Annotated in this window: 17 protein-coding genes; 2 read left to right on the plus strand and 15 right to left on the minus strand. The window is 63.9% G+C overall.

Annotation, left to right across the window (positions count from 1 at the left end; genetic code table 11):
• The first annotated feature begins 150 nt into the window (after nucleotides 1–150).
• Nucleotides 151–2229 carry an acyltransferase family protein gene (locus tag AB4097_RS02370; protein WP_442036882.1) on the plus strand — a complete coding sequence of 693 codons (2079 nt, stop codon included), beginning with the start codon at nucleotides 151–153 and terminating at the stop codon, nucleotides 2227–2229.
• Between the two features lie 115 nt (nucleotides 2230–2344).
• Here AB4097_RS02370 and AB4097_RS02375 read toward each other — a convergent pair whose 3' ends face one another.
• The 9 genes from AB4097_RS02375 to AB4097_RS02415 all read right to left on the minus strand — a co-directional run bounded on the left by AB4097_RS02375 (nucleotide 2345) and on the right by AB4097_RS02415 (nucleotide 10850).
• Nucleotides 2345–2992: an HAD family hydrolase gene (locus AB4097_RS02375; RefSeq protein WP_442036884.1), complete on the minus strand. Its 648-nt coding sequence runs from the start codon at nucleotides 2990–2992 to the stop codon at nucleotides 2345–2347.
• Nucleotides 2993–3059: 67 nt separating this feature from the next.
• Nucleotides 3060–3542 (minus strand): F0F1 ATP synthase subunit B family protein, encoded by a 483-nt coding sequence (locus tag AB4097_RS02380; protein WP_442037069.1) that lies wholly within the window; start codon nucleotides 3540–3542, stop codon nucleotides 3060–3062.
• Between the two features lie 16 nt (nucleotides 3543–3558).
• Nucleotides 3559–4107 carry a F0F1 ATP synthase subunit B family protein gene (locus AB4097_RS02385; RefSeq protein WP_442036886.1) on the minus strand — a complete coding sequence of 183 codons (549 nt, stop codon included), beginning with the start codon at nucleotides 4105–4107 and terminating at the stop codon, nucleotides 3559–3561.
• A gap of 234 nt (nucleotides 4108–4341) precedes the next feature.
• Nucleotides 4342–4566 carry a F0F1 ATP synthase subunit C gene (locus AB4097_RS02390; RefSeq protein WP_150949349.1) on the minus strand — a complete coding sequence of 75 codons (225 nt, stop codon included), beginning with the start codon at nucleotides 4564–4566 and terminating at the stop codon, nucleotides 4342–4344.
• A gap of 55 nt (nucleotides 4567–4621) precedes the next feature.
• Nucleotides 4622–5350 carry a F0F1 ATP synthase subunit A gene (locus AB4097_RS02395; RefSeq protein ID WP_442036888.1) on the minus strand — a complete coding sequence of 243 codons (729 nt, stop codon included), beginning with the start codon at nucleotides 5348–5350 and terminating at the stop codon, nucleotides 4622–4624.
• A 53-nt stretch (nucleotides 5351–5403) separates the two neighbouring features.
• A complete protein-coding gene (locus tag AB4097_RS02400) occupies nucleotides 5404–5775 on the minus strand; it encodes an AtpZ/AtpI family protein (protein ID WP_442036890.1) in 372 nt (123 codons plus the stop codon).
• A gap of 206 nt (nucleotides 5776–5981) precedes the next feature.
• Nucleotides 5982–9449 (minus strand): chromosome segregation protein SMC, encoded by a 3468-nt coding sequence (gene smc / locus AB4097_RS02405; RefSeq protein ID WP_442036892.1) that lies wholly within the window; start codon nucleotides 9447–9449, stop codon nucleotides 5982–5984.
• 180 nt (nucleotides 9450–9629) lie between these two features.
• Entirely contained in the window at nucleotides 9630–10268 is a 639-nt protein-coding gene (locus AB4097_RS02410; protein WP_442036894.1) for a DsbA family protein, read from the minus strand.
• Between the two features lie 72 nt (nucleotides 10269–10340).
• On the minus strand, nucleotides 10341–10850 hold the full coding sequence (locus AB4097_RS02415; RefSeq protein WP_442036896.1) for a DUF721 domain-containing protein: 510 nt from the start codon (nucleotides 10848–10850) through the stop codon (nucleotides 10341–10343).
• A 57-nt stretch (nucleotides 10851–10907) separates the two neighbouring features.
• On the opposite strand from AB4097_RS02415, the gene mutY reads away from it, so the two are divergent.
• Complete coding sequence (gene mutY, locus AB4097_RS02420; protein ID WP_442036898.1) at nucleotides 10908–12011, plus strand: A/G-specific adenine glycosylase; 1104 nt, start codon at nucleotides 10908–10910, stop codon at nucleotides 12009–12011.
• On the opposite strand, the gene AB4097_RS02425 is transcribed toward mutY, so the two are convergent.
• The 6 genes from AB4097_RS02425 to AB4097_RS02450 form a co-directional block, all read right to left on the minus strand.
• Nucleotides 12012–12908, minus strand: a complete 897-nt coding sequence (locus tag AB4097_RS02425) for a LysR family transcriptional regulator (protein WP_442036900.1) — start codon at nucleotides 12906–12908, stop codon at nucleotides 12012–12014. It lies immediately after the preceding gene.
• Nucleotides 12909–13207: 299 nt separating this feature from the next.
• A complete protein-coding gene (locus AB4097_RS02430; protein WP_442036902.1) occupies nucleotides 13208–15016 on the minus strand; it encodes an ABC transporter permease in 1809 nt (602 codons plus the stop codon).
• Nucleotides 15013–15993, minus strand: a complete 981-nt coding sequence (locus AB4097_RS02435) for an ABC transporter substrate-binding protein (protein ID WP_442036904.1) — start codon at nucleotides 15991–15993, stop codon at nucleotides 15013–15015. The genes AB4097_RS02430 and AB4097_RS02435 overlap by 4 nt, the downstream gene beginning before the upstream one ends.
• Nucleotides 15994–16244: 251 nt before the next feature.
• Nucleotides 16245–17441, minus strand: a complete 1197-nt coding sequence (locus tag AB4097_RS02440) for a site-specific DNA-methyltransferase (RefSeq protein WP_442036906.1) — start codon at nucleotides 17439–17441, stop codon at nucleotides 16245–16247.
• A 157-nt stretch (nucleotides 17442–17598) separates the two neighbouring features.
• Nucleotides 17599–18240 carry a ribonuclease HII gene (locus tag AB4097_RS02445; protein ID WP_442036908.1) on the minus strand — a complete coding sequence of 214 codons (642 nt, stop codon included), beginning with the start codon at nucleotides 18238–18240 and terminating at the stop codon, nucleotides 17599–17601.
• 172 nt (nucleotides 18241–18412) lie between these two features.
• Nucleotides 18413–19498, minus strand: a complete 1086-nt coding sequence (locus AB4097_RS02450; protein ID WP_442037071.1) for a PA0069 family radical SAM protein — start codon at nucleotides 19496–19498, stop codon at nucleotides 18413–18415.
• Nucleotides 19499–19575 lie beyond the last annotated feature (77 nt).

Raw genomic sequence — 19575 nt, forward strand, 5'->3', positions numbered from 1 at the left:
AGCGTAACATCAATCTTCATGATGGCGGCTGAGGCTATTTGGCTTGGCACGCGCGCTGCCAATGCCCAGCGGGCAAAGGCGCTTCAGTGAACCTATCACTTCGCTCAGGCAGGCAGAGCCCCGACATCGTGAGTTGTGAAGACAGACGCGATGGCAGCTTCCAGGCAGATTTCCTCATCGAATTACCGTCCTGAGATTCAAGGCGTCCGCACCATTGGAGCATTGCTCGTCGCATGTTTCCACATTTGGGGAGCTCGCGTATCGGGCGGTGTGGACGTCTTCTTCGTCATATCCGGGTTTCTCATCACCGGATCCCTCTACAAGGAGGTGAAGCGAAACCAAACGATCGATGTCCTTGCCTTCTGGGGCCGAATCGCGAAACGCGTGACTCCAACGGCCTATTTGGTGCTGTGCCTCACTCTCCTGGCAGCCTTGATCTGGATGCCGAAGAGCAGACAGGATGGATTCCTGTCTGAGGTTTTCTACAGCACCTTTCATCTTGAGAACGTCAAGCTCATGATGAACTCGGTCGACTATCTCGCTCGAGGTGAGGCTCCTAGCCCAGTCCAGCAGTTCTGGGCGTTGTCCGTCCAAGTGCAGTTTTATCTGGTCTGGCCGTTCGTTCTTTTGGCGGTTGCGGTCGCAGCGAGAAGGGCCCGTATCGGCGCACCAGCCTATATTGCGACCTTGAGCGGAATACTCTTGACGTCTCTTGTCTATTCGATTTTGCAGACGCGCGCCGATCCGTCCCCGACTTATTTCGACACACTTGCAAGGATGTGGGAGTTCGCCTTAGGGGGAATCATCGCGATCGCGCTTCCTTATGTGACGATCTCTCCAATCATGCGTTTCATCGCAGGGTGGATCGGACTTCTGGCAATCGTCAGCTGCGGATTCATCTTTCCACGGTCTGTCCATTTCCCTGGCTATGTCGCTTTATGGCCTACGATCGGTGCAGCCTTGGTCCTGCTCTCAGGCGGTGGGACTCTGACGTTCGGCGCTGATCGCCTCCTTGGGTCCAAGCCTCTTTCCGCTTTGGGCGACATTTCCTTTGCCTTTTATCTGTGGCATTGGCCCGTCCTCATTTTCGCATTGCTCATCAGCGACAAAACGCAGCTTGGATTGCAGGCCGGTCTGCAGGTCATCGCAATGAGTCTATGCTGCGCTTATGTGTCCTCCCGCTGGTTCGAACGACCCATTCAACAATCCAAGATCGGCAAAGACAGGACATGGCACGTGCATGCCATGGCAGCTGCCCTTGCTGCTCCTATACTTTTAGGGGCCGGTCTTTGGACAATTCACAACGACTTCAGTGAACGCTTCGATGCAGGCTCGCTCGCGGATTATCCTGGGGGAAACGTTCCGGCATCGGCGGAAACTATGATGAAGCCGGAAGTTCCCCTGCTGCCGACACCTGCTGCCGCAAAGCTTGATAACGCCAGGATCTATCGAGAGAAGTGCCACCAGGGCCCAAGGCCCGCGGAGATCATTCAGTGTGACTATGGAAAAGTCGATGGTGCGACTAGGACGATTGTTTTGGTTGGAGGATCGCACTCAGCGCATTGGTTTCCTGCTCTGGAAGCCCTTGCACAACGATACGGCTGGCGGCTCGTCACCATCACGAAGAGTGCCTGCCCGTTTGAACTCAATCCAGACTATACGCCAGCTTGCATTGAATGGAACGAACACGTGATCGAGCGGCTGGCCGAGTTGAAGCCGGACGCCGTCTTTACGACCTCAACGAGGTCTCGCAGGGATGGTCCTGACAAAGACATGGCTGAAGGCGCAAGGGAATATGTGCCGGAAGGTTATCTTGCTCAATGGATGCGTCTTGCGGACAAGGGATTGAGTGTCATCGCCATTCGAGACAACCCTTGGATGTTGATGAGCATACCTGACTGCCTAGAGATAAGAGTCTCGGATATGACCCGATGTAGCGTCTATCGCAAATTGATGATGGACGATGTGGATCCGGCCAAGCGGCTGGAGAGAAGGCCTGCGAATGTCTCATTTGTCGATCTGACAGACAGATTCTGCGACCGGACGAAATGCTATCCGATCAGCGGGAATGTGCTGATCTACAAGGACGACAATCATATCACGGCAACGTTCTCCCGTACTCTTGCCTCCACTCTCGGCGAGCGCATGAAGCAGGTGCGGCCGGATCTTTTTACCGTGGATGCCCAGAGAACCACGGACATGCGTCCGAGCGTGGGGGCTGGAGGCTAGAGCATTTTCCGGTGAAGTGGATCCGGTTCACCGTCAAAAAATGCGGCAAAGCAAAGACGAGAGATGATTCCACGTAAGGGGAAACAGCTCTAAGCGTCGGATCGGGAGTCGATTCTTATCGATTCCGGATCGTTCCTGGCAGGTCTTCCATGTGCTCGACAATGTGCAATGCCCCCGCCTGCCGGAGCCTCTCCCCATGCTCGGGCCCACAATGGCCGCCATCCGTGAACCCGATGACGCGCATGCCGGCGGCAACCGCCGCCTGAACGCCTGCGACGGAATCCTCGATGACCAGGCAGTCCTCAGGACGAGTGCTCATGCGTTGCGCCGCATAGAGAAACAGGTCCGGTGCGGGTTTTCCGCGCGCCACCTGGGTCGAGCTGAAGATGTGGTCGAACAGGTCGGAGAGGCCCGTGACGCGCAGCGAGAGGGCGATTCGTTCCGGGATGGATGATGAGGCGACGCAGCGGGGGACGGGGAGCGACAGGATGGCGTCGCGCACGCCCGCGATGGGCTTCAGGTCGGTTTCGAAACGCGCGAACAGGGTCCGGTTGAGCCGTTCGGTGAAATCCTCGGGAAGCCGGATGCCGCGCTCCGATTCGATCCGGGCGATCTGGTCCTTAATGCTGACACCGGTAAACTCGCGCGCCACGTCTTGGGCCGTGTAGGGTACGCCGCATTCCGTCAGGACCTCGGCATCGATGCGGCAGCTCAGGGGCTCCGAATCGACCAGCACGCCATCGCAATCGAAGATCAGCAGCATCATGGTCTCCAAGCAGAAAGGCCGCCTCGAAGGGCGGCCTTGAGTGGGTTCGTCCGAAGCGGTGCCTTTATTGCAGCTTCGTGCGCACGTCGTTGAGGCTTGCTTTCATGAGCGAGGCGGCCGTGGCGCCGGTGATCTCGTCGCGCAGGACACGCTCGGAGGCCTTGATGGCGGCGTCGACCGCAGCAGCACGCACTTCAGCGGAAGCCTGCGCCTCGGCCTGGGCGATCTTCGCCTCGGCGGTGGCCGTGCGGCGCTTTACGAAATCCGTCATCTTCTCCTGGGCTTCGCGGGCAAGGCGCTCGGCCTCGTCGCGGGCGGTGGAGACGATGTCGGCGGCTTCACGCTCGGCAGCCGCGCGCTTGGCCTCGTATTCCTTGAGGAGCCGTTCGGCGTCCTGGCGCAGGCGCTGGGCCTCGGCCAATTCGTTGGCAATGCGCCTGCCGCGGGAATCGAGCTGGTTGAGCACGTTGCCCGGGACGCCCTTGTAGAACAGGATGCCCCAGAAGATGACGAAGGCGACCGCGACCCAGAATTCAGCGCTGTGCAACATGGGGACCTCCCGATCAGGCCTTGATCTGGTTGAGAGCGGCTTCGACCTTCTGCGGGGCCGGAGCCTTGCCGGTCAGGCGCTCGATGATGGCGGAAGCGGTATCGCGGGCGATGGCATCCACGTGGCTCATGGCCTCGGACTTCTTTGCGGAGATCGTCGCCTCCGCGTCGGCGAGACGCTGGTTGAGGTCGGCCTCGAGAGCCTTGCGCTTCGCATCGCTCTCGGCCGAGAGCTTGGCGCGGGTCTCCTGCGCGAGAGCCTGGGCGCGGCCCTTGGCTTCGGCGAGAGCCTTCTCGTAGGCGGCGCCGGCTTCTTCGGCGCGGGATTTCATGGCGGCCGCGTCGTCGAGATCGCTAGCGATCATCGCGCGGCGGTTCTCGATGATTCCGCCCAGACGCGGGAGAACCAGCCTGGAAAGCAGGGTGTAGAGCACCACGAAGGTGATCGCCAGCCAGAGGAGCTGACCGGCATAGGTTTCCGTCTCGAAGGGCGGAAAGCCGATATCCTCGTGAGCGCCGCCGGGGGCCTCTGTTGTGGCGTGGTTCGTCTGAGCCTGAGCCATGGAGCAGATCCTAAAGGATGAGTAGTCCTAGCATCGAACCCAAAAGTGGATTGCACTTTTGGGATCAATTCGATGCTCGATCCCTAAACTGGCGTATCGTTCACCACGGAAAACCGGTTCCCACTTTTCCGTACGATACGCCGGAAACATGAATGACGGCGGTTCAATCCGCCGTCACCCCTGTCGAGGCGAAGCGCTCGAGCGCGCCTCGACCTCCCGATCACCGTCTTGAGATTAGGTGAAGAGCAGAACGAGAGCGACGACGAGACAGAAGATGCCGAGACCTTCTGCGAGCGCCGCACCGATGAATGCGCGGGCGAACTGGCCGTCGGCAGCCGACGGGTTGCGCAGAGCGCCGGAGAGGAAGTTACCGAAGATGTTGCCAACGCCCATAGCGGCGAGACCCATGCCGATGCAGGCGAGGCCCGCGCCGAGGTACTTGAAAGCAACCGGATCCATTGTGATCTCCTTGGGAATACTGTGATCGGGAGGGAAGGTGTAACTCAGCGCAGACCTAGTGGCCCGGGTGCAGCGCGTCGTTGAGGTAGATGCAGGTCAACACCGTGAAGACGTAGGCCTGCAGAGCGGCGACGAGGAACTCGAGCGCCATGAGGGCAACCGCCATGAGAAGCGGCAGCGGAGCGAGGATCGTCAGGGCCCCGCCGGCAGCCAGGAGACTGACGACAAAGCCTGCGAAAACCTTCAGCGCGATGTGTCCCGCGAGCATGTTCGCGAAGAGACGCAGGCTGAGTGAGATCGGGCGCGAGAGGAACGAGATGAGCTCGATCACCACGATGAAGGGCAGGAGCCATGCCGGCACGCCCGACGGCACGAAAAGGCCGAGGAAGTGGGTGCCGTGCTTCATGAAACCGTAGACCACGACCGTGCCGATGACGAGCAGGGCGAGGGCGAAGGTGACGATGATGTGGCTGGTGACCGTGAAGAAGCCCGGGATCATGCCGAGCATGTTCGCGGTCAGCACGAACATGAAGAGGGAGAAGACGAGGGGGAAGAACTTCATCCCCTCCTTGCCTGTCGCATCGACCAGCGTGTTGGCGACGAAATCGTGCAGGACTTCCGCCACGGACTGGGCGCGGCCCGGAACGACGGCGCGCTTGCGGGTCGCCAGCAGCAGGCCGCCCACGATCACGGCGGCAGCGCCGATCATGAACAGGGACGAATTGGTGAAATTGATAACCGGAATGATGGGCTTGATCTGGAATTGTTCGATCGGGCTCGCCATGATCCGCTCTCAAAGTTCGATGTTATCAATTGCCGTTCGGCGTTCGAAGTCCGTCACCGCTTGTCGTCATACCGGGCGGATTTGACCATCCCGGCTGCTCGCATCAGATTGAGCATCCCGGCGCAGAAGCCGAGTATCAGACAAACGATCAGACCCCAAGGGGAAGTCCCAAACAAACGGTCGACAATCCAACCCAGAATTCCTCCGGCGGCCACTCCTGCAACGAATTCGGCCGAGAGCCTGAAGGCTTGACCGAGAGCGCTGGAATCGGACGTCGGGCGGGGGCGAGGTTCCGCTTCGGCTCGCTGCGCGGATGCATGGGAGATCCGTGCGTCGAGCGATTGCAGTCTCGCAGACAGGTCGGCATCGTCGGCGCTGCCCGGTTTCCGCTCATCGTCTCCGTTCCGCTCGTTGGGGTCCGCCATTGCGATCTCCTTTGAAGCGTTGCGGGAAAATGCTTGGAAGCCCAGCCCCGAAAGCCGGGCGCACCATATGAGCGGGGGTCCACCCTGTCAAGAAGCGTCTAAAAAGATCTAAATAATTGAAATGGCTTATAAAACGCTGTTTTCGGGCGGCTTTCGGCCGAAAGCGCACATGTTTTTGAGGCCGGAGCAAGGCGAGGCTGAAAGCCTTAAGCTACCTCAAGAATGCGCTCGGCGCTCTGCAGATCGACGGAGACGAGCTGCGACACGCCCCGTTCGGCCATGGTGACGCCGAAGAGGCGGTCCATCCGGGCCATGGTGATCGGGTTGTGGGTGATGACCACGAACCGCGTCTCGGTCTGGCGGGACATGTCCTCCAGGAGCGCGCAGTAGCGCTCTACGTTGGCATCGTCGAGCGGCGCATCCACCTCGTCGAGCACGCAGATCGGCGATGGATTCGTGAGGAACACCGCGAAGATCAGCGCCGTGGCCGTCAGGGCCTGCTCGCCGCCCGAGAGCAGGGTCATGCTCTGCGGCTTCTTGCCGGGCGGACGGGCGAGAATTTCGAGGCCCGCTTCCAGCGGGTCGTCCGAATCGACCAGGGTCAATTCCGCCGTGCCGCCGCCGAACAGGGTGGAGAAAAGCTGCTTGAAGTGATTGTTCACCACGTCGAAGGCGGCGAGCAGGCGCTCCCGGCCCTCGCGGTTGAGGCTGCCGATGGCCTGGCGCAGGCGCTTGATGGCCTCGACAAGGTCATCCCGCTCGCCGGCGATGTTGTTGTACTTGGTCTCGAGTTCGGTCAGCTCCTCGTCGGCGCGCAGGTTCACGGCGCCGAGGCGCTCCCGGTCGCTCTTGAGGGAGTGCAGCTTGGATTCGATCTCCCCATGGGAGGGCAGCTCGAAGCCTTCCTTCAGGCCCGCAAGCTCGATGAGCCCGGCCGGCGTCGTCTCCAGGTTCTCGGCGATATTGCGGGTGATCTCGGCCAGGCGGGCAACGGCCGCTTCGTGGCGGGCCTGAGAACCGGCGCGCCCCTCGCGGGCGGCCGACAGCGCCTCGAGGGCGGCGCGGGCGGCCCGGTCCGACTCGGCGAGGCTCGTCTCCGCATCGGCGAGGTGATCGGCGGCTTCCTTGCGCTTCGCCTCAGCCTCTTCGACCTCGGCCAGGAGGGCGCGGCGGCGCTGAAGGTAGGTATCGGGAGCCTCCAGCAGGCGCTGGTGCTCGTCCTGGGCACGCTCCAAGCGTTCGCCCAGATCCTCGAAAGCCCTGGCCGCACGGGCAACGCGCTCGGTCCAGAGGCGGATATCGGCGGCAATCGACTCCTGCCTGCGGCGGCGCAGTTCCCCCTCATGCATGAGGGACTGGAGGGCGGCGCGCGCCTCGGAGGCGGCGGCCCGGCGCTCCGCCACCCGGGTGCGTTCTTCGAGCAGGCGGCTTTCGAGATCGGGCGCGGGGGCGAGGTCCTGCAGGGCACCTTCGGCATCCTGCACACGCTCAAGGGCTTCCGCCTCGCTCTCGCTCAGACGGGCGAGGCCCTCTTGCAGGGCCGAGCGGCGCTGGCCGAGTTCGGCCTCCTTGCGCTCGGCCGCGGTCAGTCGCGTCCGGGCGGCATCGAGCGCCTGCCGGGTCTGGCGCGCGGCCTCGATGGCCTGCATCTCATGGGAGGCAGCCTTGCGGACGGCCTCGAGGGCCGCTTCGGCCTCCTGGCGCAGATGTTCGGCCTGTTCGCGGGCTGAAGCTGCCTCACGTTCCAGGTCGCCGAGGCGATTCTTTTCCGCCAGGCGGCGGGCGGCCGGGGAAGGCGCTTCGGCGGCGGCCGTAAAGCCGTCCCAACGCCAGAGGTCGCCCTCTTCGGTAACGAGGCGCTGACCGGGCTTCAGGAGGCCGCGCAGGCGCAGGCCATCGGCCTTGCTCACCACGCCGATCTGGCGCAGCCGGCGCTGAAGCTGAGCAGGGGCCTGAGAGAGGTCCGCCAGGGAGACGACGCCTTCCGGAAGGGCAGGGTCGCTCTCGCCGGAATTGGTTTCGGCCCAGTGGTGAGGAGCCGAAGGGTTGATCGAGGCTTCGAGATCGTCGCCAAGAGCGGCGCCCAGGGCCGTCTCGTAGCCCTTCCGAACCGTGATCTGGTCGACCGCCGGGGGCCAGAGGTCGCCCGTCGCGGAGGTGACGAGCTTGGCGAGGGTGCGCGCCTCGGTTTCCAGGCGCTGGGCCGTCCGCTCGGCCTCGTTGAGGGGCTGTCGCAGGCGATTCTCGGCCTCGCGGACAGCCGACAGGGTCTCGCGCGCCTCGATCACCGATTCTTCAGCGCCATGCGCTGTTTCCTCGGCAATCGCCGCTTCCTCACGCAGGTCGTCGAGGGAGGGGCCATCCTCGGGCGAAGCGGAGAGCGCGGCGATCTCGCGTTCGAGCCGCTCCTTCTCGGATCGGAAACGGGAGGCGCGCTCCATCTCCTCGCGCACGGCGCGCTCCAGGGCGGCCCGGCGGGCGTTGAGGTCGGACGTCTGGGCCTGAAGGGCGCTCAAGGCCGATTCGGCTTCCGCCAGCTCCGCCTCGGCCGTCTGAAGGCGCTCCTCGGCCTCAGCGCGGACATCGTCCGCCCCGTCGGTGGTGAGCGCAATCTCTGCCGCCTCGGACTGAAGCCGTTCGATGGTGGCCTCGGCATCCGTGCGCTGCGCCGCCTCGCGGGCGATGTCGCGATTGAGGTCTCCGATATGGCGCTCGAGCTCGACCACGCGTTCCTTGGAACGGCGCTCTTCCGATTCGAGCTCGTTCCGGGCATGGGTCAGGCGCTGCAGGGCGGCTGCTGCGGCGGCCTCCGCCTGCCGCAGGGCCGGCAGGCCATGGGCGGCGACCGCCTGGGCCGTGGCGGCCCGGGTCTGCTCCTCGGTGGCGTCGGCGACGGCCTTGAGATCCTCGGCGACCTGCCGTTCGGCGGTGGCGGCCTGCTCGCGCGCGTCGGCGAAGCTGATGGCGTAAATCAGCGCTTCGAGGCGGCGGATCTCGGCCGAAAGGTTCTTGTAGCGGGAGGCCTGACGGCCCTGGCGCTTTAGGCTCTCGATCTGGCTTTCCAGCTCGCGGATCACGTCCTCGACACGGACGAGGTTGTCCTCGGCGGCCTTGAGGCGCAGCTCCGCCTCATGCCGACGGGCATGGAGACCGGCGATGCCGGCGGCATCTTCCAGGATGCGGCGACGGGCCTGGGGCTTGGCGGAGATGATCTCGCTGATCTGGCCCTGGCGGACGAGGGCCGGGGACCGGGCGCCGGTCGCGGCATCTGCGAACAGGATCTGCACGTCGCGGGCGCGAACTTCCTTGCCGTTGACCCGGTAGGTCGAGCCTTCCTCGCGCTCGATCTTACGAGAGATTTCCAGCAGGTCCGTATCGTTGAAGGCGGCCGGGGCCGTGCGCCCGGTATTATCGATGGTGAGCATCACCTCGGCCCAGTTCCGGGCCGGACGGCTCCCCGAACCGGAGGAGCCGGAGAAGATGACGTCGTCCATCCCCGTGGCGCGCATGTTCTTGTGGGAGTTCTCCCCCATGACCCAGCGCAGGGCCTCGACGAGGTTGGACTTGCCGCAGCCGTTCGGGCCGACGACGCCGGTCAGGCCCGGCTCGATCAGGAAGTCAGTCGGCTCGACGAAGGTCTTGAAGCCTGCAATGCGAAGGCGCGTCAGCTTCATGGACGCGCCTTTCCGTCCCGCCCGCTAGCACATCGTGCGGACCCAGCGGGCCGCGCCAGCGAAAAGTGGATCCGGTTTTCCGCCTCGAACGATGTGCGCATCAAGGGAGAGGGCATCGGATTGACCCCAAAAGTGGGCACCACTTTTGGGCCCGATGCCCGAGGGGCAGGGTAGCGGAGCTTACTCTCCGAGCATCGGCTTGATGATCTTCTCAAGCTCATCGATCGACAGGGCTCCAGGATGGCGCTGACCATTGATGAAGAAAGTGGGCGTGGAGTCTACCTTGAACTGCTCCATTGCCCGGTTCTTCACCGCGTTGACTGCGTCATATAGTTTCTGGTCCTTGAGGCAAGCATCAAATTTTTCCTGTGAAAAACCTGCCTGCTTGAGCATGGCCCGGAGAGCATCGAGGGGTTTGTCGACGAAAGCCCAGTTCTTCTGCTGGTCGAAGAGCAGGTCCGTGATCGGGTAGTACTTGTCGTTGCCGTCGCAACGGGCGAGCATGAAACCGGCCGTAGCCAATGGATCGAGCGGGAATTCGCGCAGGACGAAGCGGATCTTGCCGGTATCGATGTACCGCTTCTTCAGCTCGGGCCAGGTCGTGGCATGGAAGTGGGCGCAGTGGGAGCAGGTCATCGAGGCGTACTCGATAATCGTCACCTTGGCGTCGGCAGGGCCGAGCGCGATATCGCCCAGCGGCCCCTGGACCGCGAGGTCCTGAACGGACACGTTCTGGGCGAGGGCCGGAAGGCTCATGCCGAAATAGACGGTCGCGGCTGCGGTTCCGAGAAGCTGAAGCGTCTGACGCCGGGTGATCATCGTGGGGAAGCTCCTGAAGAGATTTCGTCCTGCGGTAGAATGACTTGGCCTTGGAGGCAAGCGCCCAATATCTCACGCTTTCGTGCGTGAACCGGAGCTGACGATGGCCTGGCCCAGCCGGTCAAGGGCCGCCTTCAAGGATTCCTCCTCGATCGGCCCGACGGCCTTGTCCACCTTCTCCCTCTCCGCAGGGGTAAGGGGGCGGGGGGCCGGGCGCTTCTTCTCGACCCGCCGCACGGGGCCTTGTTTCAGCACCAGCTTCCCGATGCAGCGCCAGCCGTAATAGGTGTTCACCCGGTCGATGACGGTGGGAGCCAAGTGCTGGAGCTCAAGGGCGAAGGCGCTCTCGACCCGGATCACGAGGGTGGCCGGATCGGGTCGTGCCTCCGGATCGGCATGGGGGGCTTTCCGCTTCCACTCAATCTTGAGCGGCTGGGTGAAGGCGGAGAGCCGCTCGCCGACGATATCGGGCCAGGCCATGATGATGTCGGAGGTCGCAAAGCCTTGCGCCGCCAAGCTGGGGGACAGGCAGACGTCGAGAAACTCGGCAAGGGGGCGGGCAAGAGGCCTCGGTCGTCTCATGTTGAATGTCCAAAAGCCGCGTTGGAATATTCCGTGTAGAACGCTATTCCGAATCCCATGTTAACGCCCGCCCCGAGCGCGACCAAGCCCGACCCGCAGGATCTTCTCGCCTGGTACGACCGTCACCGGCGGGACCTGCCGTGGCGCGCCAAGCCCGGCGTGACGGCGGATCCCTACCGCGTCTGGCTCTCCGAGATCATGCTGCAGCAGACGACGGTGGCGGCGGTCAGACCCTATTACCTGAGTTTTCTCGAACGGTTTCCGAGTGTTGAAGCCTTGGCCGAGGCGCCCTCGGAGGCGGTGATGCAGGCCTGGGCGGGGCTCGGCTATTATTCCCGCGCCCGCAACCTCCATGCCTGCGCCAAGGCGGTCGTGGATCAGCATGGCGGGCATTTTCCAGGGACGGAGGCCGAACTTCTAAAGCTTCCCGGCATCGGCGCCTATACGGCGGCAGCCGTCGCGGCCATCGCGTTCAACGAGAAGGCCGCCGCGGTGGACGGCAACGTGGAGCGGGTCATGGCCCGCATCTTCATGGTCGAGGAACCGCTGCCGAAGGCCAAGCCCGTGATCCGCTCCCTCACCGAGGACCTGGTGCCAGAGGACCGGCCGGGCGATTTCGCCCAGGCCGTCATGGATCTCGGCGCCACCATCTGCACGCCCAAGCGCCCGGCCTGCGCGCTCTGCCCGTGGATGGTGCCCTGCAAGGCCCGGGCGGAGGGCCTACAGGAAACCTTCCCTAGAAAGCAGAAGAAGGAAAGCGGGCAGCTGCGCAAAGGCGCGGCCTTCGTGGTTCTGCGCGCCGACGACACGATCCTGCTCCGCACCCGCCCGCCGCAGGGGCTTCTCGGCGGCATGGTCGAGCCGCCGACGAGCGCCTGGGAGCCGGATTACGAGCCCTCCCGCGCCGTGCTCGACGCACCCATCGAGGCCCGCTGGCAGCGCCTGCCGGGTACGGTGAAACACGTCTTCACCCATTTCCCCCTGGAACTCACGGTGCTGTTCGCGAAGGTCGCGAAGGGGACGCCGGCGCCCGAGGACATGCGCTGGATGCCGCGCCTTCAGCTGCACGAGGAGGCGCTGCCCGGCGCCATGAAGAAGGTGCTGGTGCATGCGCTGGGGGAGATCCCGGGCGGGAAGGCGAAGGCTTCCGCAAAGGATTGATCAGGCGCCGATCAGCGCCTTCTGGTTCTTCTTGAACAGCGCCGCCAGGGCATTCGCCACCCGCGTCACGTTAGGGCGGTTCCGGCTGCGCCGGTGCATGACGAGGAAGACGTCCTCGATCAGGTCGCCCTCCGGCTTCGTGATCTGGATGAGGTCGGAGTCCGAATCACCGAGCCAGCAGGGAAGGAAGGCGGCGCCGAGCCCTGCTTTGGCCGCCTGGTAGCGGATCGGCATGTCGCCGATGCGCGCCGCGATGGTGCGTCCCTGGGCGAACTCGGCCACATAGGCGGCCTGACGCGAAAGCGTTGGGTCTTCCGGCGGCGCGATGACCGCCATGGGATTTTCCGTGCGGGCATACATGGCAAAGGCGATCTGGCCGATTTTCCTCGCCACGAGATCGTCCGTGCCCTCCGGCAGGCTGCGCATCCGCAGGCCGATATCGGCCTCGCCCGAGGCGAGATCGAGCCTGCGGCGGGTCGGGATATAGGCGATCTCCACGGGGGCTGCGGCCTCGTGAAGCTGTGCCGCGTAAAGCGACAGGAACAGGGTCACCGAGGCGGTGGCCGTGATCCGTACAGGCGCGTCGGGATCGGGCCTGTAGGCCGCGGCTGTCCGCGACACGACGGCGGCGGCGTCCCCCATGGGGCCCGCCGCTTCGAGGATGGCATCGCCTGCTTCCGTCAATTCGAGATTATTCGGCCCGCGCTGAAAGAGGCTGAGGCCCAACGTCTCCTCCAGCACCTTGATGCGCCGCGCGATGGTCGGCTGGCTCTGGCCGAGCGCCTTGGCGGCGCTGTTCATCGATCCATGAGCCACCACGGCGAGAAAGATCCGCAGGTCGTCCCAGGACGGTTCGGAAAAGGCGAGGCGGAAGGGGTCGAGAGACGAAGAAGCCATGACAGGATGCTAAAGCGTTGGACCGGGTTCGGCATAGGGGGATGTTCCGGCTAAGGGGACAAGCCGCACTATCGTGCAAGGGCCGTTCCCTCACAGCCCGCCAGGAGCGTGAGAGACCCGTTCAGTTTTGATGGAGGCGATGTCGCACGATCACTCCGCACGTCATCACCGGCCTCGTGCCGGTGATCTCGATTCGAGAAAGTGCGGCGCTTTTCCTTATCGGGATGGCCGGCACAAGGCCGGCCATGACATCGGAGAGCATCATTCCCGGCGAGCCGTATCTGGAGGAAGTGGAACACTCAGCTCAATGCGGCCTTGGGTTCGAGCCGGCTGATTGCGGCAGAGCGAGCGGGCGCCTGAAAAGCCTGCCTCTGCATACGCCCATCGCTTTCGATCTCGCATTGCCAGGGCAGGGCCCCCTCGGGGAGATACTTGCCCAATGCATCGAGGACGAGCATGGCAACGGTCACCACGGCGACGATGACGATGGCGATTGCCGAGGCTTGGCTCGCAAGGCCCGCTTCCTCGAGATTGTAGAGTACCACCCCGATGGTCTCTGTCCCGGCCGACCAGAGCAGGGCCGAGACCGTGAGTTCGCTGAAGGCGAGCAGGAACGCCATCAATCCGCCAGCGACGGCGGCGGGAAGCAGGGAGGGGAGCACGATGCCGAAGAGCCGTTGCGCCAGACGTGCACCGTCAATGGCTGCGGCTTCCTCCTGGGCGACATCGACCTGCGCCATGCCCGCGAGCACGGGTTTCAGCGCCACCGAGAGGAAGCGGGCGAGATAGGCGAAGACGATGATCCACGGCGTCGCGTAGAGCGAGACGCGCACGAGCGGCAACGGCTTCAAGAAGAGCAGAATGCACGCGATGGCCAGCACGATGCCGGGCAGCACGTAGGCGATTTCGAGGAGCGATGCCGCGAGGATTCTCCATCGCCCCATCAGGCGGATCAGCCCATAGGCGACAGGCACGACGACCAAGGACAGGAGCAATGCCGCTCCACCGGCATAGAGCAGCGAGTTCGTGAAGGCGCGGATCGTGACGTCCTGACGCGCCAGCACCTCGACGAAATTGTCGAAGGTGATCGTCGCGAAGGAAAGAGGCATGCCGTAGGACGGGACGAGAGCCGATGCCATGAGCGACAGGATCGGAAGAACAAGGGTCGTGACCAGGACGGCACCGACGAAGATTTCGGCCGCAATGCGCGCACGGCCGAGAAACCAGAACGGCTTCAGGGGCGTGTCTTCGTCCAGATGCACGGCATCCTTGCGCGTGAGAAACTGGCTTGCGGCAACGCACACGATGGCGATGGCCGCGACGAGAAGACCGAGGGCCGACACGTCGCCGATCATGCCGGTGCCGAAGCTCGACAGGCGCCGGTAGATGAGAACGGGAAGCGTCAGGTAGTTCACCGGTGCGCCGAGAAGCGCCGGAATGCCGAAATTGCCGATCCCGGCTACGAAAGCGAGCAGGGCCGCGCTGACGAGATGCGGGCGCAGCAACGGCATCAGGTGGTCGGTCATGATATCGATAGGCCGCGCGCCGTCGATGCGGGCCGCTTCGACGACGGCAAGTGGAATGCGCTTCAAACCTGCGCTCATCACCACATAGACGAGCGGTGCATGATGCAGGCCGAGCACCAGAATGATGCCGCCGCGCCCGAGCATCGGGTTGGCGCTGCCTGCTTCCGGTGCAAGTCCCAGCGCATTCAGGATCGGTGAGGCCGGACCGACGAGGTGCAGAAAGGCGAGCGCGATCACCTGGGGCGAGATCATCACCGACAGGACGAAGAGAAACGACGCGATGCGGCGCTTGCGGGTGTCGGTGATGCCGAGGACAAGCGCCATGGCCGTGCCGAGAGGCAGCGCCAGCAGCGTCGACAGAAGCGCCGTTTCCAGCGTCGCGCGCGCCGCGTTCATGGCGGCACGGCTGGAGAGCGCCGCGAGCATGATATCCGGATTGAGGACGCCGCCGGGAAAGAGCGCGGCGATCAGCAATCGCAGGGCGGGCAGGACATCGAAGGCGAAGACGAGCAAAGCGACAAGAGCGAGAAGGCCGAAACCTCCCCGCTCCAGGAATGACTTGGTCTGAATGCGATGTCTCACTGTCCGAAGATGTCGGCGAAGGCCGCCTTGTTCTTGGTCTCGTCGGCGAGCGCTTTGGCCGCGTCGAAGCTCATGACCTTGATCTCTTCGCGCGCCGGATAGCCCGCGGGCAGGGCGACGGCGGGATGGGCTGCGATGTAGCCTTGCTTCAGCGCCAGTTCCTGTCCTTCCTTCGAAAGCAGGAAATCGACGAAGGCGCGAGCCGCGTCCGGATTCTTCGTGCTCTTGAGAATAGCGACGGGTTCGGACACCGCCGAGACGCCTTCCTTCGGGAACACGAACTCGACTGGAGCGCCCTTGGCCTTCTCGCGGATCGGCATGTAGTCGACGATGACGCCGTAGAGCTTCTGGCCACCCGCTACCTGCTTGAGCACATCGCCATTGCCGCCGCCGGCGACGGCATCGTTGTCCTTGAGCGCCTCGTAGTATTTCCAGCCGCCGTCCATATGTCCGGTGAGCGTCGCGGCGTGGATGAGGGCCGCACCCGAGGTGAGCGGACTCGGCATCACGAGTTGGCCCTTGACCTCCGGCCTCGTCAAATCCTGCCAGGAGGAAGGCTTGAAGGTCGCTTTCGTGTTATAGGCGATGCCCGTGGTGATCAGCTTGGTGGCGAACCAGAATTTTTGCGGATCGTGCGTGCCCGCCGGATAAGCCGAGACGTCGGCTCTCTCGTGCGCCAGCAGGCGGTCCTCCTTCTTCAGGCCCTCCATGGTGACGCTGTCGGCAATCAGCAGCACGTCGGCCTGGGGTTGTCCGGCCTCGAACTCGGCGCTGAGCTTGGCGAGGATCTTCGGCGTTCCGTCGCGCACGAAGGTGACGTTGACGCCAGGATTCTTGGCCTTGAAAGCGTCAATGGTCTGCTGTGCGTCGGTGTTGGGCTGGCTCGTATACAGGACGAGGTTGCCGGAGAGGCCCTGGGCCTGCGCGAAGGTGGGCACCAGAACGGCGAGCAGAGGCAGGAGGCGCTTGAAGGACACGGGGCAGTTCCTCTCTTTCGGTAAGGCTTCCCCGCCTGAGCATCGGACCCAAAAGTGGATGGCACTTTTGGGATCCATCCGATGCTCCCTTCTTTTGAAGAGCGCATCGCTCGGCGCGGAAAACCGGATCCACTTTTCCGCACGATGCGCTAGCGGTCTTGGATGACGCCTCTGTGACGATAGGTTAGTGCGGCAAACGAAAAGGGCCAGCTTTCGGCTGGCCCTCTCGAAAATCCAATTCGCCGCAAAGGTCAAGCGGCCATTTCGGCGCGCACCTTCGCCCGGAACTCGTCGATGGAGATGAGCTTTCCGCCACGCTCCACGTTCCAGAAGGTCCAACCGTTGCAGGACGGAAACCCCTGGGTCAGGGCCCCGATCTTGTGGATCGAGCCTACGATGGCGCCGAGAGCGAGCGTCCCGTCGGCGCGCACCACCGCCTTGTGGCGGCGGCGCTCGTCCACCAGGGTCTCGCCCGCCTTCACGAGGCCGGCCTCGATGAGCGACAGGAACGGCACGCGCACTTCCGTGCGCTTCTCCGGCGCTGCCGCAATCGACACGTCGGAGAGCGGCTCGACCGCGTCGATTCGCGCCCGTGCCGCCTTGGCGTAGGTCGAATCCCGCTCCAGGCCAATGAAGTTGCGGCCCAGCATCTTGGCGACGGCGCCCGTCGTGCCGGAACCGAAGAAGGGGTCGAGCACCACGTCGCCCGGGTTGGACGAGGACAGCAGGATGCGCGCGAGCAGGGCCTCGGGCTTCTGTGTCGGGTGAACCTTGCGCCCCTGCGCATCCTTCAGGCGCTCGTCGCCGGTGCAGATCGGGAGGAACCAGTCCGAGCGCATCTGCACGTCTTCGTTTCCGGCCTTGAGCGCATCGTAATGGAAGGTGTAGCCCTTCGACTCCGCGCTCTTCGAGGCCCAGATCATGGTCTCGTGCGCGTTCGTGAAGCGGCGGCCCTTGAAGTTCGGCATCGGATTGGCCTTGCGCCAAACGATGTCGTTGAGGATCCAGAAATTGAGATCCTGCAGGGCTGAGCCGACGCGGAAGATGTTGTGATAGGAGCCGATGACCCAGAGTGTCGCGTTCTTCTTCATCACGCGGCGCACGGCGAGAAGCCACGCGCGGGTGAACGCGTCGTAATCGGCAAAGCTCGCGAACTTGTCCCAGTCGTCGTCGACGGCATCGACGAGGCTCTGGTCCGGGCGCGTCAGCGCCTGTTCGAGCTGGAGATTGTAAGGCGGATCCGCGAAGACCACGTCCACGCTCTCAGGCGGAAGCTTCTCGAGATTGGCGATGCAGTCGCCGAGAAGAATCTCATTGAGAGGAAGAGACGGCGGCAGAACGGAGAGGGGCGATTTACGCCCCGTCCGAGGTGCCGGCGCAGACCGCCCGGTACGCGAGACATGGATCCGGGAGGCGGCGCCGGCAGCCCCGGTACGCAAGGTACCCATGGGTGATCACCGGTTACGCAACTGACACTCAGGATCATGATCGGATAGGGTAAAGAGGAGGTTTCCAAATGCGAGAAAGTCCAAATATTTTGGATCGGCAAAACTTGCCTACGCATTGAAAATATTGAATTTTTTCGTTAATCAGCGTTAAGGGAGGTTACAGGTCCAGTAACCCTTGGCGCAGAGGCGAGAAACTCAGGCGATGGAACGGGCAGGGGCCCTCGCTGGCGATCACGCTAAGATGCGCCTTCGTGCTGTAGCCCGCATTGCTGGCAAAACCATAGGCCGGGTAAGCGTTCCCGAGCCGCGCCATCATGCGGTCGCGGACCACCTTCGCCACGATGGATGCCGCCGCGATCGACGCGATGGACGAATCACCCTTGATGACCGCTTCCGTCGCACAGGGCAGGGCCGGCGCGTCGTTGCCGTCGACGAAGGCCATGTCGGGCTTGCAGGGAAGCGCGGCAAGCGCCCGGCACATGGCGAGCAGGGAGGCTTGGCGGATGTTGATGGTGTCGATTTCCTGATGCGACACCGACGCGATGCCCACATGGGACTTCGCGACAATCTCCGCAAACAGGGCCTCGCGCCTGGTCGCCGTCAGGGCCTTCGAATCGGCCAGGCCCTTCGGCACGTTGTCGAGATCGAGCACGACCGCCGCCGACACCACCGGCCCCGCCAGCGGCCCGCGCCCGACCTCGTCGAGGCCGGCGATGCAGGTGAAACCCTGCGCGCGGGCGGACAACTCGCGGCCGAGGCCGAGGCCGGGTTTCTGCTTCAGGCGAATCGGGTCTGTCATGGGCGGGATGAAAGCGGGAACGTGGGGCGCTGTCATCCCTCATGCGTGGACAGGAGAGTCGCACCTCACGTCATCACCGGCCTCGTGCCGGTGATCTCGATCGGTAAGGTGCGGCGCTTCACTGAAGCGGGATGGCCGGGACGAGCCCGGCCATGACGTGGAGGGGATGCAACTAGAACAAACTCAACTGCCCCGTCTCCTTCGGCGGCACCTGGAACAGGTCCTTTCTGAGCCTCAGGTTCCGCTTGTTCAGTCCAAGCCGTTCGGATGTGGTCTCGAATCGGCGGCCCAGCATCCAGGCATAGGGGCCGATGCCGGATTGGCGGGTGCTCCACTCGGCATCGTAATCCTTGCCGCCGCGCGCCTCCTGCAGGAGCGTGAAGACGTGCTTGAGCTTGTCCGGGTAATGCTCGGCGAGCCAGTCGCGCATCAGGTCCTTGAGGTCGTGAGGGAGGCGCAGGAGCACGTAGCCCGCCTCCTGCGCACCGGCTTCGGCGCAGGCCTTCAGGATCGCCTCGATCTCGTGATCGTTGATCGCCGGAATGATGGGAGCGACCAGCACCGTCACGGGAATTCCGGCCTCGGACAGCTTGCGGATCGTATCCAGGCGCTTGGCCGGAGCGGCGGCGCGGGGCTCCATGCACCGGGCGAGCTTCGGGTCGAGCGTCGTGACCGAGATCGCCACCTTGGCGAGCTGCTTTGCGGCCATCCGGCTCAGGATGTCGATGTCGCGGGTCACGAGGGCCGATTTCGTCACGATGCCGACGGGATGATTCATCCGGTTCAGCACGTCGAGGATGGACCGCGTGATGCGGAAGCGGCGCTCCACCGGCTGGTAAGGGTCGGTGTTGGAGCCGAGCGCGATCGTCGTCGGCTGGTAGTTCGAGGCCCGCAGCTCCTTTTCCAGCAATTCCGCCGCATTGGGCTTCGCAAAGATCTTGGTCTCGAAGTCGAGCCCGGAGGACAGCCCCTGGAAGGCGTGGGTGGGCCTCGCGAAGCAATAGGAGCAGCCGTGCTCGCAGCCACGATAGGGGTTGATCGACTTCTCGAACAGGATGTCGGGCGAGTCGTTCCTGGTGATGATCGTGCGCGGCTTCTCGAGAATGACCTCGGTCGGCAGGGCGGGGAACTCCTCCTCGAGATCCCAGCCGTCGTCGAAGGCTTCGCGCTGCGCCGGCTCATAGCGGCCGGACGGATTGGCGGAGGCGCCCCGGCCCCGGCGGCGCTCCACCTCGACCCTGTAGGCCGGATCGTCCATGCGCCGCCGCGCGGCCTCAGCGGCTTCCAGAGGGGTGCGCTTTACAGGCCGGTTGCGGAAAGGATCGCGGGCGGGGT

The sequence above is a fragment of the Microvirga sp. 2MCAF35 genome (assembly GCF_052115545.1).
Classification (GTDB): domain Bacteria; phylum Pseudomonadota; class Alphaproteobacteria; order Rhizobiales; family Beijerinckiaceae; genus Microvirga.

Coding starts and splice junctions, on each gene's coding strand:
- AB4097_RS02370 (WP_442036882.1), top strand. CDS start 151: ATGGCAGCTTCCAGGCAGATTTCCTCATCGAATTACCGTCCTGAGATT.
- AB4097_RS02375 (WP_442036884.1), bottom strand. CDS start 2,992: ATGCTGCTGATCTTCGATTGCGATGGCGTGCTGGTCGATTCGGAGCCC.
- AB4097_RS02385 (WP_442036886.1), bottom strand. CDS start 4,107: ATGGCTCAGGCTCAGACGAACCACGCCACAACAGAGGCCCCCGGCGGC.
- AB4097_RS02390 (WP_150949349.1), bottom strand. CDS start 4,566: ATGGATCCGGTTGCTTTCAAGTACCTCGGCGCGGGCCTCGCCTGCATC.
- AB4097_RS02395 (WP_442036888.1), bottom strand. CDS start 5,350: ATGGCGAGCCCGATCGAACAATTCCAGATCAAGCCCATCATTCCGGTT.
- AB4097_RS02400 (WP_442036890.1), bottom strand. CDS start 5,775: ATGGCGGACCCCAACGAGCGGAACGGAGACGATGAGCGGAAACCGGGC.
- smc (WP_442036892.1), bottom strand. CDS start 9,449: ATGAAGCTGACGCGCCTTCGCATTGCAGGCTTCAAGACCTTCGTCGAG.
- AB4097_RS02410 (WP_442036894.1), bottom strand. CDS start 10,268: ATGATCACCCGGCGTCAGACGCTTCAGCTTCTCGGAACCGCAGCCGCG.
- AB4097_RS02415 (WP_442036896.1), bottom strand. CDS start 10,850: ATGAGACGACCGAGGCCTCTTGCCCGCCCCCTTGCCGAGTTTCTCGAC.
- mutY (WP_442036898.1), top strand. CDS start 10,908: ATGTTAACGCCCGCCCCGAGCGCGACCAAGCCCGACCCGCAGGATCTT.
- AB4097_RS02425 (WP_442036900.1), bottom strand. CDS start 12,908: ATGGCTTCTTCGTCTCTCGACCCCTTCCGCCTCGCCTTTTCCGAACCG.
- AB4097_RS02440 (WP_442036906.1), bottom strand. CDS start 17,441: ATGGGTACCTTGCGTACCGGGGCTGCCGGCGCCGCCTCCCGGATCCAT.
- AB4097_RS02445 (WP_442036908.1), bottom strand. CDS start 18,240: ATGACAGACCCGATTCGCCTGAAGCAGAAACCCGGCCTCGGCCTCGGC.
- AB4097_RS02450 (WP_442037071.1), bottom strand. CDS start 19,498: ATGGACGATCCGGCCTACAGGGTCGAGGTGGAGCGCCGCCGGGGCCGG.